The sequence below is a fragment of the Pseudomonas sp. GM55 genome, assembly GCF_000282395.1.
In the GTDB taxonomy this organism is placed as follows: domain Bacteria; phylum Pseudomonadota; class Gammaproteobacteria; order Pseudomonadales; family Pseudomonadaceae; genus Aquipseudomonas; species Aquipseudomonas fluorescens_CC.
Window position 1 is genome coordinate 1 of record NZ_AKJJ01000080.1, and the last position, 14,507, is coordinate 14,507.

Below are 14,507 nucleotides of genomic sequence, written 5' to 3' on the forward strand. Positions count from 1 at the left end.
CTCTTCTGTAGGAGCGAGCTTGCTCGCGATGGACGTCAACGATAACGCGGGCTGCCTGAATGCCCGCGGTGTCCTGGCGTTTTTCGCGAGCAAGCTCGCTCCTACAGTTTTTCGCGGAGTCTTCTCTACCTCAATTGTCGCCTTGCGGCGCAATCATCCGGGTTTTCGGTGAGCCGTTCGAGTTGTGCTGGTAGATCGTCTGCGGCTGCCCCAGGTCGTTGAAAAACACCTGGCCGATCCCCGCCGAGTTCCATAGTCGTTCACCGGCTTCGGCGTGTTCCGGGACATGCGGGACGATGCGCATGCGTCGACGTTTGGTCAGCCAGTTCAGCGGTGAGCGGGGCGAGTACAGCCAGCGGTTGAGGCGGTCGAACCACTCGAGCAGGGTGGCCGGGAATTCATTCTTGATGCCGCTGCTGGTGATCTGCCAGATACGCGGCCCGGCCTTGCGGTGGCGGATCAGCACTTCGTAGACGAAGGAGTAGTGCACGTCGCCCGACAGCACTACGTAGTTACCCGGCGTGCGCGAGTGGCGGAAAATGTTCAGGATCACCTGGGCTGCGCCGCGATGGGCCATCCAGTTTTCCGCGTCCACCAGCAGTGGATAACCGCACCAGCTGAATACCCGCTGCACGGTTTCAATCAGTTTCACGCCGAAGATCGGTGCCGGCGAAACGATGATGGCGCTCGGGTGGTCCAGCAGGTCCTGTTGCAGTTCGCTGAGGGCTTCCCAGTCGAGCAGACCGGAAGGCTGCTTGAGGTTCATCTCGCTGCGCCAGCGCCGGGTGCGGGTGTCGATCACCACCATGGCCGGAGTGGTCGGCAGCACGTAATGCCAGTGCTGAAACTTCAGCAGATCATCGATCAGATCATCCTGGACCCTGCTGTCGAGGTGACGTTCGTGTGTGCCGGCGCTCAAGGCAGCGGCCTTTTCCAGCACGGCACCGAACGCATCCGGATGGTTGCCCCAGCCCTGGCACAACATGTACGCCAGCAGTGCGTTGCCGATGATGCGTCGGGAGAACGGATGGCCGTAGGCCGTTTCTTCCCATTGCGCGGAAAGGTTCCAGTCGTCGGTGATGTCGTGGTCGTCGAAGATCATCAGCGTCGGCAGATGCGCCAGTGCCCGCGCGACGTTGCCCAGGCCTGCCTTGAAGGCATCGATGCGCGTCTGTTCAAGGGCATAGCGCTTGAGTCGTTCCGGCGTCAGCGTCGGCGGCTGGGGTGTGATCAGGGTCCAGGGCGTTGGCGACCAGACGAGCAGGTACATGGCCATGACTTCGGCGAAGGTCACCAGATGGTTGTCGGCATTGCTGCTGGTGAAAATCGGCTTGCGTGCGCCACCGAAAAATCGTTCGCGCAGGGTTTCATTGGCTTGCAGTGCCGGCAGCAGGTCCGCACGGTGGTAGTAACTGGCCGGATGCTCGTAGAGCCTGGCGCTGTCGCTGACCACGGCGCCTTCGAGGTGTTCCCCGTACAGGCCCAGGCGCTCGATCAAGGCGTGAATCGCCCGCAACATCGGCCCCGCGACATCGTCGGCGTAGACCTGATCGCCCGTCATCATCAGCAGTGCCGGGCGGTCCTTGGCGGCGTGTTGCTGCGCCAGTAACCGGTCGACGCAGAGCATGCCGTCCGCCGCCGGGTGATGAGGCTTGCGGCAAGAGCCGTGCAGCAACTGATCGACCCGTGCGCGCAGCACGAAGTTCGGGCAACGGGCATCGCCATACAGCAGGTGTGGCGCCCAGTCGGCGATGCCTTTTTCCGCGCCATCGATCAGCAGGTCATAGTCGATCGTTTCGTCGCAGGGCAGGGCGCAATCCAGGTGCACATCGATCAAATGCACGAAGGCATGAGCCCCCACTGCAATCACCGTGCATTGCTCGGCATCGAGACGGATATCGCCCACGCCCTGCAAGCGCAAGGTCAGCGCCAGCGCCCGGGAACCCACCAGCCACAGCACCAGCCGCGTGGGCTCAAGACGCCGCAACAGCGGGCCGGCCAGGACTGGCGGCAGGGCTTGGTGATCGTCGGGCAGTGGCAGTGTTTCGAACATCCGGGGTCAAGGCTCTTGGGGCATCGAAGCGGGCGATGATAGCGCAGGTGACGACCGGACAACCCACCGACACTGGGCGCCACCGAAAACAAAACGGACAAGCCCTCCGGATAGCAAGGAGGGAGCTGCCGCGCCTGTCATCAAATGAAAAGCCATTGTCGTCTGATGAGAAGCGTCTCAACAGGCCGCGTCCTACAGTCCAATCAGCGCAATTCGATGCAACACGCCCATATTGCAGATTGGAGAATAAGAAAAATGGCCAAAGCCGTACGCTTTTACGAAACCGGTGGTCCCGAAGTTCTACGTTATGAGGACGTCGAAGTCGGCGAACCCGGTCCCGGCCAGGTTCGGCTTCGTCATGTGGCAGTCGGCCTGAACTATGCCGACACCTATTTCCGTAACGGTACCTATGCGATTCCTCTGCCCAACGGCATGGGCGTCGAGGCCTCTGGCGTCGTCCAGGCCGTTGGTGAAGGGGTCACCAACGTCGAGGTCGGTGATCGCGTCACCTACACCGGTTTTCTCAATACTCTCGGCGCCTACAGCACCGAGCGCCTGATCCCGGCCGCGCCGCTGATCAAGCTGCCGGAAACCATCAGCTTCGAGACGGCTGCAGCGATGACCATGCGCGGTTTGACGTCCTCCTACCTGATGCGTCGCATCTACGACTTCAAGGCTGGCGACAGCATCCTGCTGCACGCCGCTGCCGGTGGTGTCGGCCTGATCGTTTCGCAGTGGGCCAAATTGCTGGGCCTGAACGTCATCGGCACCGTGTCGACCGACCTCAAGGGTGAAATCGCCAAGGCTCACGGCTGCGACCACGTGATCAACTACAGCCATGAAGACGTCGCTGCGCGGGTTCGCGAGTTGACCGATGGCGTGGGCGTCAACGTGGTGTTCGACAGCGTTGGCAAAAACACCTTCGAAGGTTCCCTGAACTCGCTCAAGCGCCGCGGCCTGATGGTTTGCGTTGGCACCGCGTCCGGGCCGATCCCGGCTTTCGATCCGGTGATGCTGGCGATGAAAGGCTCGCTGTTCCTGACCCGTCCGGCCCTGGCCGACTACATCGCCGACCCGGCAGAGAAAGCCGCCCTGGCCGGCGAACTGTTCGACCACGTCGGCAGCGGCCGGATCAAGATCGAGATCAACCAGCACTACGCCTTGCAGGACGCCGTGCAGGCCCATCGCGACCTTGAATCACGCAAGACCACGGGCTCGTCGATTTTCGTCATTTAAGGAGCGGCCAGCCATGAAAGTCGAACAGTTGACCTGCAGCATCGGCGCCGAACTGATCGGCGTCAATCTGGCCGACGCCGTCCATGACGACGGTCTGTTTGCCGAGATTCGTGCCCAGTTGCTCAAGCACCGCGTGGTGTTCCTGCGTGATCAGGACATCACCCGCGCCGAACACGTGGCCTTCGCCCGGCGCTTCGGTGAGCTGGAGGATCACCCGGTGGCCGGGAGCGATCCGGATCATCCGGGGCTGGTGCGGATCTACAAGAATCCGGACCAGCCGATGGACCGCTATGAAAACGCCTGGCACACCGACGCCACCTGGCGCGAGGCGCCGCCAATGGGTTGCGTGTTGCGCTGCGTGGAATGCCCGCCGGTCGGCGGCGACACCATGTGGGCCAACATGGTCGAGGCTTACGCGCGTTTGCCGGAAGACGTGAAGGTGAAGATCGCCGACCTGCGTGCCCGCCACAGCATCGAAGCGAGTTTCGGTGCGGCGATGCCGATCGAAAAGCGCCTGGCGCTCAAGGCGATGTACCCGGACGCCGAACACCCGGTGGTGCGCACCCACCCGGAAACCGGCGAGAAGGTGCTGTTCGTCAACGCCTTCACCACCCACCTCAGCAACTACCACACCCCTGAGCGGGTGCGCTTCGGCCAGGACGCCAACCCCGGCGCCAGCGAATTGCTGCGTTATCTGATCAGCCAGGCGTACATCCCCGAGTATCAGGTGCGCTGGCGCTGGAAGCCCAACAGCATCGCCATCTGGGACAACCGCAGTACCCAGCATTACGCCGTCATGGATTACCCGCCGTGCCATCGCAAGATGGAGCGTGCCGGGATCATCGGCGACAAGACCTACTGATCCACCCCTTCTGCATTAGCACTCGTTAACACGTCTGCCCGGCACGACCCCGGGTGGACGGGACAATCATAAGAACTGGAGTAGACCATGCAATTCTTCGACGATTCCCTGCACCCGGAAAACATGGAAAAGGTAGTCATCACCGTGGCCCCGTACGGCCCGGAATGGATGCCTGAAGACTTCCCGGAAGACATCCCGCTGACCATGGACGAGCAAGTCCAGAAAGCGGTCGATTGCTATGAAGCCGGCGCCACCGTACTGCACCTGCATGTACGTGAACTGGACGGCAAGGGTTCCAAGCGTCTGTCGAAGTTCAATGAGCTGATCGCCGGTGTGCGTGAAGCGGTGCCGGACATGATCATCCAGGTCGGTGGTTCGATTTCCTTCGCCCCGGAAAGCGATGGTGAAGCCGCCAAGTGGCTGTCTGACGATACCCGCCACATGCTGGCCGAACTGACGCCGAAACCGGATCAGGTCACCGTGGCGATCAACACCACCCAGATGAACATCATGGAGCTGCTGTATCCGGAATACCTGGAAGGCACCTCCCTGGCCAACCCGCTGGTCCAGGCTGCCTACAGCGAAATGACCGTACCAGCAGGTCCCGCCTGGGTCGCCGAGCACCTCAAGCGCCTGATGGACAACGGCATCCAGCCACACTTCCAGCTGACCGGCATGCATGCCATGGAAACCCTCGAGCGCCTGGTGCGCAAGGGCATCTACAAGGGCCCGCTGAACCTGACCTGGATCGGCATCGGCGGCGGTTTCGATGGCCCGAACCCGTTCAACTTCTTCAACTTCATCCACCGTGCGCCGGACGGTTGCACCCTGACCTCCGAATCGCTGCTCAAGAACGTGATGCCGTTCAACACCATGTCGATGGCCATGGGCATGCACCCGCGGGTGGGCAATGAAGACACTATCATTGATCACAAGGGCGATCGCTTCGGCTCGGTGGCGCAGATCCAGCAAACCGTGCGCATTGCCCACGAACTGGGGCGCGAAATCGCTACCGGCAAGGAAGCTCGCGAGATCTACCGCATCGGCGTGCAGTACGAAACCATTGAGGAAACGCTGCTGGCCAACGGCATGGCCCCCAACCGCAAGGCCGGGCAGAAAGGCGTGCCGCAACGCGGCTGACCGATCAGGTGCGCGAGAGGTCGTGACCTCCCGCGCACCGAACTGCAACACGCTTGATAAAAAAAATAAAACGAAGCTTTGAGGAGGCTGCATGGCCTTTCACCCAATCGCCGCCGGCGATGACGACACGAGTAGTGTCGGCGTTGCGCGCCAATACGCCTGGATCGTCTTTGCACTGACGTTCGGCCTGTTGATTTCCGATTACATGTCGCGTCAGGTACTGAACGCGGTGTTCCCGTTGCTCAAGAGCGAGTGGGCACTGAGCGACGGTCAGCTCGGACTGCTCAGCGGCATCGTCGCACTGATGGTGGGCCTGCTGACATTCCCCCTGTCGTTGATGGCCGACCGCTTCGGCCGGGTCAAGAGCCTGGCGCTGATGGCAATGCTCTGGAGTCTGGCGACTCTGGGCTGCGCGCTGGCCCAGGACTATCAGCAGATGTTCATCGCACGATTCATGGTTGGCGTCGGCGAAGCGGCCTACGGCAGTGTGGGCATCGCCGTGGTGATTTCGGTGTTCCCCAAACACATGCGCGCCACCCTGGCCAGTGCCTTCATGGCCGGCGGGATGTTCGGCTCGGTGTTGGGCATGGCCCTGGGCGGCGCCATCGCGGCCAAGCTGGGCTGGCGCTGGTCGTTCGCCGGCATGTCGCTGTTTGGCCTGGTGCTGGCGCTGCTCTATCCGCTCATCGTCAAGGAGGCACGCATCGCTCCGCAGCGTGCCGCTCAAGTGGCGAACAAGGCCACGACAGCGGTCAAGCAGCCGTTGCGCACGCTGTGGTCCAGCCGTTCGGTGGTAGCGACCTACGTTGCCAGCGGCTTGCAGTTGTTCGTTGGCGGTACGGTGATGGTGTGGATTCCCAGCTACCTCAACCGCTACTACGACATGCCCACCGACAAGGCTGGCGGCATGGCGGCGATCATCGTGTTGTGCAGCGGTACGGGAATGATTCTGTGCGGCATGCTCAGCGATCGCCTGTGTCGCCACTCGCCGGAGCGCAAGGTCAGCCTGGCCATCGGGTTTTGCCTGGGCAGTTGCCTGCTGTTGTCGGCGGCGTTCGCCTTGCAGGCGGGGCCGGTGCAACTGCTGCTGATCTGCCTGGGCATGCTGATTGCCACCGGCACCACCGGCCCGTGCGGCGCGATGGTTGCCAACCTGACCCATTACTCGGTGCACGGTACGGCGTTCGCCACGCTGACCCTGGCCAACAACATGCTGGGGCTGGCACCGGGGCCGTTCATCACCGGCCGCGTGTCCGACCTGATCGGTCTGCATGCCGCGTTTCAATTGGTGCCACTGGTCAGCCTCGCGGCAGCAGCGGTGTTCTTTTATGCCAAGTGTCATTACCACAGAGATATTGCCCGCCTTCAGGGTCAGCGCGTGCCTGACCCTGTCAGTGAAGCCGGGCTAGAGGTGAAGTTGTGAGTCGTCGTTTACGTATTGATGTGTTTTTCGATTTTATCTGCCCCTGGTGCCTGATCGGCAAACGCCAACTGGAGCATGCGCAGGTCCAGTTTCGCAGTCGCCACCCGGATGTGCAGATCACCACGGTGTGGCATGGCGTGCAGTTGTTGCCGCAGTTGCCGGTACAAGGTGAGCCCTTCGCCGATTTCTATCGCAAGCGTCTGGGCAACGCTGACGCCGTGACCATGCGCCAGAGCCAGGTACAGCAGGCTGCCAGGGCAGTCGGACTGACCATCGACCTCAGCTGCATCGAGACCATGCCCAACACCGCTGACGCTCATCGTCTGTTCGAGCGTGCCAGTGAGCTGGGCAATGCGGCTCAACGTGAAATGTTGCTCGAACGACTGTTCGCCGCGTATTTCCTGAGACGCGAAAACCTCGGTTGCCGCGAGACCTTGCTCGCCATTGCCCGCTCCTGTGGCGTCGATACGGACGGGTTGCTCGATTGCCTGAAGGGCGACGCCACGCCATTTGAAGGTTCCCCCGACGCAACCAGTGGTGTGCCGAGCTTTCAGTTCGACCGCCGCGTGACGGTGATCGGTGCGCAACCTGCTCAGGCGCTGCTCGCGGCGATGAACGAAGCCCTCAAGGACAGTGATCGCGAGCGGCAACCGGCATGACCCGGCGCATTCCCGTACCTGCCGGCAAACACCCGCAGGCCGGTGGCCGGGCGCTGTTCGAATTCGAAGACAAAAGCCTGGCGTTGTTCAACGTCGACGGGCATTTGTTTGCCATCGACGACAGTTGCCCGCACCAGGGCGCGTCGCTGTGTGGCGGGCGTCTTGAGGGGCGGGTGATTCAATGCTGCGCCCATGGCCTGCGTTTCGATTTGCACAGCGGCTACCTGCTCAATTCCAAAGCCGTAAAAGTCACGAGCTACCCGGTCGAGATCATCGACGACCAGGCGTTCATCGTCATCGTTCCCGAGGAGGCCGCGCCATGAGCGCCATTGCTCTCACCCGTATCCACAGTCGCACGCGCGAACTGGCACCGGGTTTTATCGTCAGCCTGATCGTGGCCGCTGCCGCATCGTTTTTGTCCGAGCACTACGGTGCGCCGGTCATGCTGTTCGCCTTGCTGCTGGGCATGGCCCTGAACTTTCTCGCCGATGACGGCCCGTGCAAGGCCGGTATCGAGTTCACCGCCCGCACGGTACTGCGCATTGGCGTGGCACTGCTGGGCATGCGCATCACCCTGGAGCAAATGGCGGCGCTGGGCTGGAAGCCGATAGCGCTTGTGGTGATCCTGGTGGTGGTGACCATCAGTGTCTCGGTGGTCGCGGCTAAGGCCCTGGGTTTCCAGCGTCTGTTCGGCATGCTGACCGGTGGCGCGACGGCCATCTGCGGCGCCTCGGCGGCACTGGCCCTGGCGGCGGCGCTGCCGAACCATCCGCAGAAAGAACGCGCCACATTGTTCACGGTGATCGGCGTCTCGGCGCTGTCCACGCTGGCGATGATCGTCTACCCGATGATCGCCAACTGGCTGCAGTTGTCGCCGCAGGTGGCGGGTGTGTTCCTCGGCGCCACGATCCATGACGTGGCCCAGGTGGTCGGCGCTGGCTACAGCATGTCGACCGAGACCGGCGACACGGCCACGGTGGTCAAGCTGATGCGCGTTGCCATGCTGCTGCCGGTGATCGTCACCGCGGCGATGATCACCCGCATGCAAGGCGCCGACACGACCGGCAAGCGCCCGCCGCTGTTGCCGTGGTTCGCCGTCGGCTTTCTGATCCTGGCCTGCATCAACAGCACCGGATGGGTGGCGCCTGCGGTGCAAGGATCGGTCAACGAACTGTCGCGCTGGTGCCTGGTGATTTCCATCAGTGCCCTGGGTATGAAGACCCGGCTCAAGGAGCTGGCGGCGGTCGGGATCAAGCCGATTCTGTTGATGGTGGGGGAGACGGTGTTCCTCGTCGTGCTGGTGCTGTTGTTACTGCGCTGGGGGCTCTGAGCGCGTCACCACCCATGGTTTTATGGCAGGGCTGCACGGCATTGACTCCTCATGCCGTGAGGCTCTCGACCGGTGTCACAAACACCGGTTCTTCGCGGCGACTGTACCAGCAGTCGCCGTTTTTTTTTGCCAGGTCGACTCAGGGCTCTTTCGGGCCTGCGACAGGTTTTGCGCTGGATTGCCTTTGCGCCCGCCACGTCGCCGGCGGCATGCCGAACTGGCTGATGAACCAGCGGGTAAACGAGCTCGCCATCGAGTAGCCGAGCATGTCCGCGATGCGGCTTAGCGAGTAGTTCGGGTTGTCCAGGTAACGCAGCACCAGGTCGCGGCGCACGTCGTTGATCACGTCGTTGAAGGCGCAGCCGTCGTCCTTGAGGCGGCGTTGCAGGGTGCGCACGTTCATGCCCTGGCTCTGGGCGACCTGTTCGATAGTGGCGCGGCCCATGGGCAGTAGCAGGTAGATGGCCTTGCGCACCTCGAACAGCATCGAGGCGCCTTCGTGGTTCTGCAACGAATCGAGGTAGCTCTGGGCGTAACGGGCCATGGCCGGGTCGGCGTTGGGGTTGGTCATGTCGAGGCTGATGTCGGGGCAGACGATGCCGTTGAACTCGCTGCCGAACTCCAGGTTGCAGCCGAACAGCCGGCGATGCAGGTGCAGGTTCTCCGGTGGCTGGTGCATGAAGTTGACGCTGTAGGGGTGCCAGTGTGAACCGAGCAGGGCCGAGCAGAGGCGGAACATCACGCCGATGGCCAGCTCCGTGGCCTGACGGCTGGGCATCGGCGTTTCGGTGACCACCTCTTCGCGAATGATCACCATCTTGCCGGCCTCTTCAATGAAGATGGCCAGCGAATCGTTCATCAGGTGCCGGTAATTGACCACCACCTGCAAGGCATCGCGCAGGGTGCGCTGGTGGCTGAGCAGCAGGCTGACCACGCCGAAGTCCGAGAGCTGGCGCGACTCGGCCATGCTCAGGCCGAAGGTCTGGCAACCGCTGGCGGCGGCGGAATCTTCCAGCAGGCGCACCGCGGCATCGATGGGGATGCGGGTTTCAGGCGCTTGCAATTGGGCCCTGCTCAGGCCGACGCCTGCCATGACATCTCGCGGGTTGAAACCCAGGTACTGGGTGACCTCCAGGTAGTTGGTCATGACGGCGGCGCGGACAAGCTTGGGCATGCGAAGGTCTTCCCTGGGCCGATGGCAATTGGCGTGAGCGTGGCGACTATATCCAGCGTATCAACAGTTGAACAGTTGTCATGTCGTTGGTGATTTTCATGCCGGCCGGTCACGCACTCTCTGCGTTGGCTGACGCAATCGTCCCTCACCCGTTGATTACAGTGACCCTGCGCCAACCTGCGGCACTTTTCGACCAGCGGTCGCACTGTCCTGCTGTCCGACAATCTGTCATCAAAAGAAAAGTGCCTGACGTCCAATGTAAAGCGCTTCGGGTGGTCGCTCTTTAATGTCGACCCTACAAAAAGCCCCTGGCGAAAACAGCCAGTCGAGTTATCGAGAAAGCGAAGGTGTTAACCGTGGACAAACTGCAAACTGCCGCCACCGTTCTGATCGTTCCGGGTCTGCGCGAGCACGTGGCCGAACATTGGCAAACGTTGCTGCAAGCCAGATTGAGCAAGGTGCGCAGTGTCCCGCCGCTGGAGACCGACAAGCTCGACTGCATGGCCCGTGTCCGGGCGATTCAACACGAACTCGAACAGATCGACGGGCCGGTGATTCTAGTGGCCCACAGCGCCGGCGTGCTGATGGTCGCGCACTGGGCAGAGCATTTCAGCCGTCCGATCAAGGGCGCCTTGCTGGCCGCGCCACCGGACCTCGATGCGGTCTGGCCGGCAAACTATCCCTCTTCCGAAACCCTGAGTAGCCAGGGCTGGAACCCTCTGCCCCAAGGCCCGCTGCCATTTCGCAGCATCGTGGCCGGCAGCACCAACGATCACCTCGCCAGCCTTGCTGCGGTCACCCGCATGGCAGAAGGCTGGGGCGCCGAATTGCTCAATCTGGGCGATGTCGGCCATCTCAATCCGGCCGCAGGATTTGGCCATTGGCAGCAAGCCGAGGCACTCATTCTGGAGCTGGACCGCTAGTACAAGGAGCTGGACTGGCAGTACGCCAACCGGCATTTGCCCTCATTCCTTAAACGCAAACCCATAGAGGATTGCGCGAGGGCGGCTGCGCTTAAAACAAATACAAAAAGGCGGAGACAACGCAATGCACAACAATAAGAGTCACGGCTTCACCGCTGCACGCTACACCTTGCTGGCTTCGGCCATTCTGGCCGTCATTGCGCCTGCTGCCCATGGGGTCGAGATCGATCTGGGCAACCCGGACTGGACTGCGCGCCTGGATAACACCGTCAAGTACAACTACGGCGTGCGCACCGAAAGCGCCGACAAACGCATGTTGGGAACGCCGAACAACAACGACGGCGACTACAACTTCCGCAAGGCCGGTACCAACATCACCAACCGTATCGACCTGTTGACCGAAATGGATGTGGTCTACAAGAACGCCATGGGCTTTCGCGTCAGCGCCGCCAGCTGGTACGACAAGGCCTATGACAACACCGGCTCCAACTCCAACCCGTTCGTCAACGGCAATGGGTCGACATCGGGCCTGATCGCCAACGACCCGCGCCTGGCGGCGGTCACCCATGACAACGTCGGCAATGGCAGCCCGCACCTGAGCAACTATGCCCAGCGCTACTACAGCGGTCCGTCGGGCGAAATCCTCGATGCCTTCGTGTTCTACAGCACCGAAGTGGGCGAGGAGTCGATGTTCAGCGCCAAGGCCGGCCAGCACAACGTGTTCTGGGGCGAGACCATTCTCAACCCGGTGCACTCGGTCAGCTACGGCCAGTCCGGCCTCGACCTGGCCAAGCTTGCCGCGTCGCCGGGCACCGAAGCCAAGGAGCTGTTCGTCCCGCGCAACCAGTTGTCGATGACGTTCACGGTCAATCCGGAATTGACCGTGGGTGCCCAGTACTTCCTCGATTGGGACGCCGCGCGTCTGCCCGAAGCCGGTACTTACTACGGTGGTTCCGATCTGATCGGCTACGGTGCGCAGTCGTTCCTGCTCGGCAACACCAACGCCGTGGTGCCTGGCAGCCCGCTGGGTTGTGGCCTGGCGCCGTGCAACGCGCTGACCAACGTACGTCGCGGGCATGACCTGACACCGGGCAGCAGCGGCGACTGGGGCATCATGGCCAAGTGGTCGCCGGCCTGGCTGGATGGCACCCTCGGCGTCTACTACCGCGAGACTTCGGAAATCCTGCCGCAAGCCTGGCTGGATGCCAGGGGCATTACCTCGGCCAACCCCAACGGCACCCGGCCGGCAGGGCAAGTGCCGGCGGTGGTCAACACCCTCAACTCGCTGGACACCGCCACCTATCAACTGGCCTATGCCGACAACATCAAGATCTTTGGCCTGAGCCTGTCCAAGGACGTGGGCGGGATCAGCGTCGGTTCGGACCTGAACATCCGTCACAACATGCCGCTGGCCAGCATTCCGGCGATCGTCAGCAGCACCAGCCCTCTGGGCCTGGGCAAGGGCCTCGGCCTGTTGCCGGCGCGTACGGATGCCACGGGCGTGATCTACGACACCCCGCACCGTGGCGACAGCATGAGCGCCACCGGCGACACCTTGCACTGGACGCTCAACGGCCTGATGACCCTGCCGAAAACCCCGGTGTTCGATCAGGCAACTGTGCTTGCCGAGCTGTACTACAGCAACCTGCTCAAGCTCGATAGCAAGAACGAGGCGCTCTACAAAGGCAAGGACAGCTATCGCGGCGTCGACGCGCCGACCCGGGACAACTGGGGCATCGCGGTCAACTTCACACCGACCTGGTACCAGGTGTTCCCCGGTGTCGACCTCAACGCGCCGATGTCGGTCAACGTGGGTATCGCCGGTGTGTCGCCGGTCTCCGGTGGCGGCGCCAAGGACACCGGCAACTATGCCGTGGGCGTCGGTGCCGTTGTGTACAACAAATACTTTGTCGACCTGAAGTACGTGGACTCCTTCGGCAAAACCGAAAAGTGCAACGTCAGCGGTGTGAGTACCGGCCCGAACGGCGGTGACGGCTCTACTCCGAACGCCTTCAGCGGCAACGAAAACTATGCCTGTTTCGCCGGAGGCTACTCGTCCTTCTCCGGAGGTGGTGCCACGACCGAGGACCGTGGCGCCGTGTACCTGACGATGAAAACAACCTTTTGATGCACCACTGATTTGCTCAACGCAAGCAGGAGAATAACAAGATGAAATTCGCACAAACCGTGTTGGCCGTTTCGCTGGCCATGGTCCTTGCCGCCCAGGCACAGGCCGCTGTTTCAACCCAGGAAGCTGCCAAACTGGGCACCAGCCTGACCCTGGTGGGCGCTGAAAAAGCCGGCAACGCTGATGGTTCCATCCCTGCCTACAACGGTGGCCTGACCACACCGCCGGCCAGTTTCAAATCCGGTGACAGCATGCGCCCGGATCCGTTTGCCAGCGAGAAACCGTTGCTGGTGATCGACGGCAAGAACGTCGATCAGTACAAGAGCCAGCTCACTGCCACCACCGTTGAACTGGCCAAGCGCTTCCCGACCTTCCATGTCGACGTGTACCCGACCCACCGTACCGTTTCGCTGCCCCAGGCCATTCTGGATAACGGCGTGAAGAACGCCAGCGGCGCCAAGTCCCTGGAAGGTGGCCTGGCCATCGACAACGTCCTGCCGGGCGTGCCGTTCCCGATTCCACAATCGGGCAACGAAGCGATGTGGAACTTCCTGCTGCGTTACCAGGGCGTGAGCATCAACTCCAAGTACGACTCGTGGAACGTCGACTCTGCCGGTGTGCCGAGCCTGGCCACCACCGGGCAGGCGTTCATTTCCTATCCGATCTACGAAAACCTCGCGCAGCCGATCAGCAGCGCCGACGTGTACTACCAGATGAAGCTGGCGTACACCGGCCCTGCGCGCCGGGCCGGCGAAGCGGTGATGCTCAAGGACGCCGCCAACCCGTTGCAGCAGCCACGTCGCGCCTGGCAATACCTGCCGGGCCAGCGTCGGGTGAAACTGGCGCCGAACCTGGCGTACGACACGCCTAACCCTGGCACCGCGGGCGCGGGCACCTACGATGACGTGTTCGTGTTCAACGGTGCGCTGGACCGCTACGACTGGAAGCTGGTGGGCAAGCAGGAAATGATCGTGCCCTACAACACCTACAAGCTGACCTATGTTCAGGATCCGAAGTCGCTGACCACCGCTAACCACCTGGCACCGGACTTCGTGCGTTGGGAAAAACACCGCGTCTGGGTCGTCGAAGGCAACCTCAAGGCCGGTGCCCGTCACATCTACGCCAAGCGCCGCTTCTACCTTGATGAAGACAGCTGGACCGCTCTGGCCTCGGATCAATATGACGCCCGTGGCGAGCTCTATCGCGGCTCCTTCGCCTTCCTGAGCCAGAGCTACGACAAGCAGGTGCCGGATTCGACGCCCTTCATGATCTACGACCTGGTCGGTGGTTCGTACAACATCAACGGCGTAGTCGGCCCGTATGGCGGCATCAAGTACATCGAGCCGCTCTCCAAGGCGCAGTGGTCGTCGGAATCCCTGGCCGGCAGCGGCATTCGCTAAGCCAACCGCGCTGTAGGAGCGAGCTAGCTCGCGATGGACCAGAGGGCGACGCGGGCATCCAGAAAGTACGCGTAATCGTTAACGTCCATCGCGAGCAGGCTCGCTCCTACAACGGCATGACCGGCTCGGCGCAAGGTTTGAACGTCAGGTACACCGATGTGTGTCCCGGCGTGGTTTTC

12 protein-coding genes are annotated in these 14,507 nt (G+C 62.1%); 10 read left to right on the plus strand and 2 right to left on the minus strand.

Annotated features, from left to right (window positions below):
* Window positions 1-130 precede the first annotated feature (130 nt).
* Complete coding sequence (locus tag PMI31_RS20265) at window positions 131-2,053, minus strand: alkaline phosphatase D family protein (RefSeq protein WP_008020207.1); 1,923 nt, start codon at window positions 2,051-2,053, stop codon at window positions 131-133.
* Window positions 2,054-2,308: 255 nt separating this feature from the next.
* Between PMI31_RS20265 and PMI31_RS20270 the strand changes: the two genes are divergently transcribed.
* The 7 genes from PMI31_RS20270 to PMI31_RS20300 all read left to right on the plus strand — a co-directional run bounded on the left by PMI31_RS20270 (window position 2,309) and on the right by PMI31_RS20300 (window position 8,703).
* A complete protein-coding gene (locus tag PMI31_RS20270; RefSeq protein WP_008020208.1) occupies window positions 2,309-3,289 on the plus strand; it encodes a quinone oxidoreductase family protein in 981 nt (326 codons plus the stop codon).
* A 13-nt stretch (window positions 3,290-3,302) separates the two neighbouring features.
* Window positions 3,303-4,151, plus strand: a complete 849-nt coding sequence (locus tag PMI31_RS20275) for a TauD/TfdA dioxygenase family protein (protein ID WP_008020209.1) — start codon at window positions 3,303-3,305, stop codon at window positions 4,149-4,151.
* An 87-nt stretch (window positions 4,152-4,238) separates the two neighbouring features.
* A complete protein-coding gene (locus PMI31_RS20280; protein WP_008020210.1) occupies window positions 4,239-5,291 on the plus strand; it encodes a 3-keto-5-aminohexanoate cleavage protein in 1,053 nt (350 codons plus the stop codon).
* A gap of 91 nt (window positions 5,292-5,382) precedes the next feature.
* On the plus strand, window positions 5,383-6,714 hold the full coding sequence (locus PMI31_RS20285) for an MFS transporter (RefSeq protein WP_008020211.1): 1,332 nt from the start codon (window positions 5,383-5,385) through the stop codon (window positions 6,712-6,714).
* Window positions 6,711-7,373 (plus strand): DsbA family oxidoreductase, encoded by a 663-nt coding sequence (locus tag PMI31_RS20290; protein ID WP_008020212.1) that lies wholly within the window; start codon window positions 6,711-6,713, stop codon window positions 7,371-7,373. Before PMI31_RS20285 ends, PMI31_RS20290 begins: the two co-directional genes overlap by 4 nt.
* Entirely contained in the window at window positions 7,370-7,696 is a 327-nt protein-coding gene (locus tag PMI31_RS20295; protein WP_008020213.1) for a Rieske (2Fe-2S) protein, read from the plus strand. The genes PMI31_RS20290 and PMI31_RS20295 overlap by 4 nt, the downstream gene beginning before the upstream one ends.
* On the plus strand, window positions 7,693-8,703 hold the full coding sequence (locus tag PMI31_RS20300; protein WP_008020215.1) for a YeiH family protein: 1,011 nt from the start codon (window positions 7,693-7,695) through the stop codon (window positions 8,701-8,703). The genes PMI31_RS20295 and PMI31_RS20300 overlap by 4 nt, the downstream gene beginning before the upstream one ends.
* Window positions 8,704-8,842: 139 nt before the next feature.
* On the opposite strand, the gene PMI31_RS20305 is transcribed toward PMI31_RS20300, so the two are convergent.
* Complete coding sequence (locus tag PMI31_RS20305; RefSeq protein WP_008020218.1) at window positions 8,843-9,877, minus strand: AraC family transcriptional regulator; 1,035 nt, start codon at window positions 9,875-9,877, stop codon at window positions 8,843-8,845.
* Window positions 9,878-10,233: 356 nt separating this feature from the next.
* On the opposite strand from PMI31_RS20305, the gene PMI31_RS20310 reads away from it, so the two are divergent.
* The 3 genes from PMI31_RS20310 to PMI31_RS20320 all read left to right on the plus strand — a co-directional run bounded on the left by PMI31_RS20310 (window position 10,234) and on the right by PMI31_RS20320 (window position 14,328).
* On the plus strand, window positions 10,234-10,800 hold the full coding sequence (locus PMI31_RS20310; RefSeq protein WP_008020220.1) for an RBBP9/YdeN family alpha/beta hydrolase: 567 nt from the start codon (window positions 10,234-10,236) through the stop codon (window positions 10,798-10,800).
* A gap of 124 nt (window positions 10,801-10,924) precedes the next feature.
* Complete coding sequence (locus PMI31_RS20315) at window positions 10,925-12,928, plus strand: DUF1302 domain-containing protein (RefSeq protein ID WP_008020223.1); 2,004 nt, start codon at window positions 10,925-10,927, stop codon at window positions 12,926-12,928.
* A 41-nt stretch (window positions 12,929-12,969) separates the two neighbouring features.
* Complete coding sequence (locus tag PMI31_RS20320; protein ID WP_008020226.1) at window positions 12,970-14,328, plus strand: DUF1329 domain-containing protein; 1,359 nt, start codon at window positions 12,970-12,972, stop codon at window positions 14,326-14,328.
* Window positions 14,329-14,507 lie beyond the last annotated feature (179 nt).

Excerpts from the sequence above, each read along its gene's own strand:
- PMI31_RS20300 (WP_008020215.1), top strand. The coding sequence starts at position 7,693 with ATGAGCGCCATTGCTCTCACCCGTATCCACAGTCGCACGCGCGAACTG.
- PMI31_RS20315 (WP_008020223.1), top strand. The coding sequence starts at position 10,925 with ATGCACAACAATAAGAGTCACGGCTTCACCGCTGCACGCTACACCTTG.
- PMI31_RS20270 (WP_008020208.1), top strand. The coding sequence starts at position 2,309 with ATGGCCAAAGCCGTACGCTTTTACGAAACCGGTGGTCCCGAAGTTCTA.
- PMI31_RS20320 (WP_008020226.1), top strand. The coding sequence starts at position 12,970 with ATGAAATTCGCACAAACCGTGTTGGCCGTTTCGCTGGCCATGGTCCTT.
- PMI31_RS20305 (WP_008020218.1), bottom strand. The coding sequence starts at position 9,877 with ATGCCCAAGCTTGTCCGCGCCGCCGTCATGACCAACTACCTGGAGGTC.
- PMI31_RS20295 (WP_008020213.1), top strand. The coding sequence starts at position 7,370 with ATGACCCGGCGCATTCCCGTACCTGCCGGCAAACACCCGCAGGCCGGT.
- PMI31_RS20275 (WP_008020209.1), top strand. The coding sequence starts at position 3,303 with ATGAAAGTCGAACAGTTGACCTGCAGCATCGGCGCCGAACTGATCGGC.
- PMI31_RS20265 (WP_008020207.1), bottom strand. The coding sequence starts at position 2,053 with ATGTTCGAAACACTGCCACTGCCCGACGATCACCAAGCCCTGCCGCCA.
- PMI31_RS20280 (WP_008020210.1), top strand. The coding sequence starts at position 4,239 with ATGCAATTCTTCGACGATTCCCTGCACCCGGAAAACATGGAAAAGGTA.
- PMI31_RS20285 (WP_008020211.1), top strand. The coding sequence starts at position 5,383 with ATGGCCTTTCACCCAATCGCCGCCGGCGATGACGACACGAGTAGTGTC.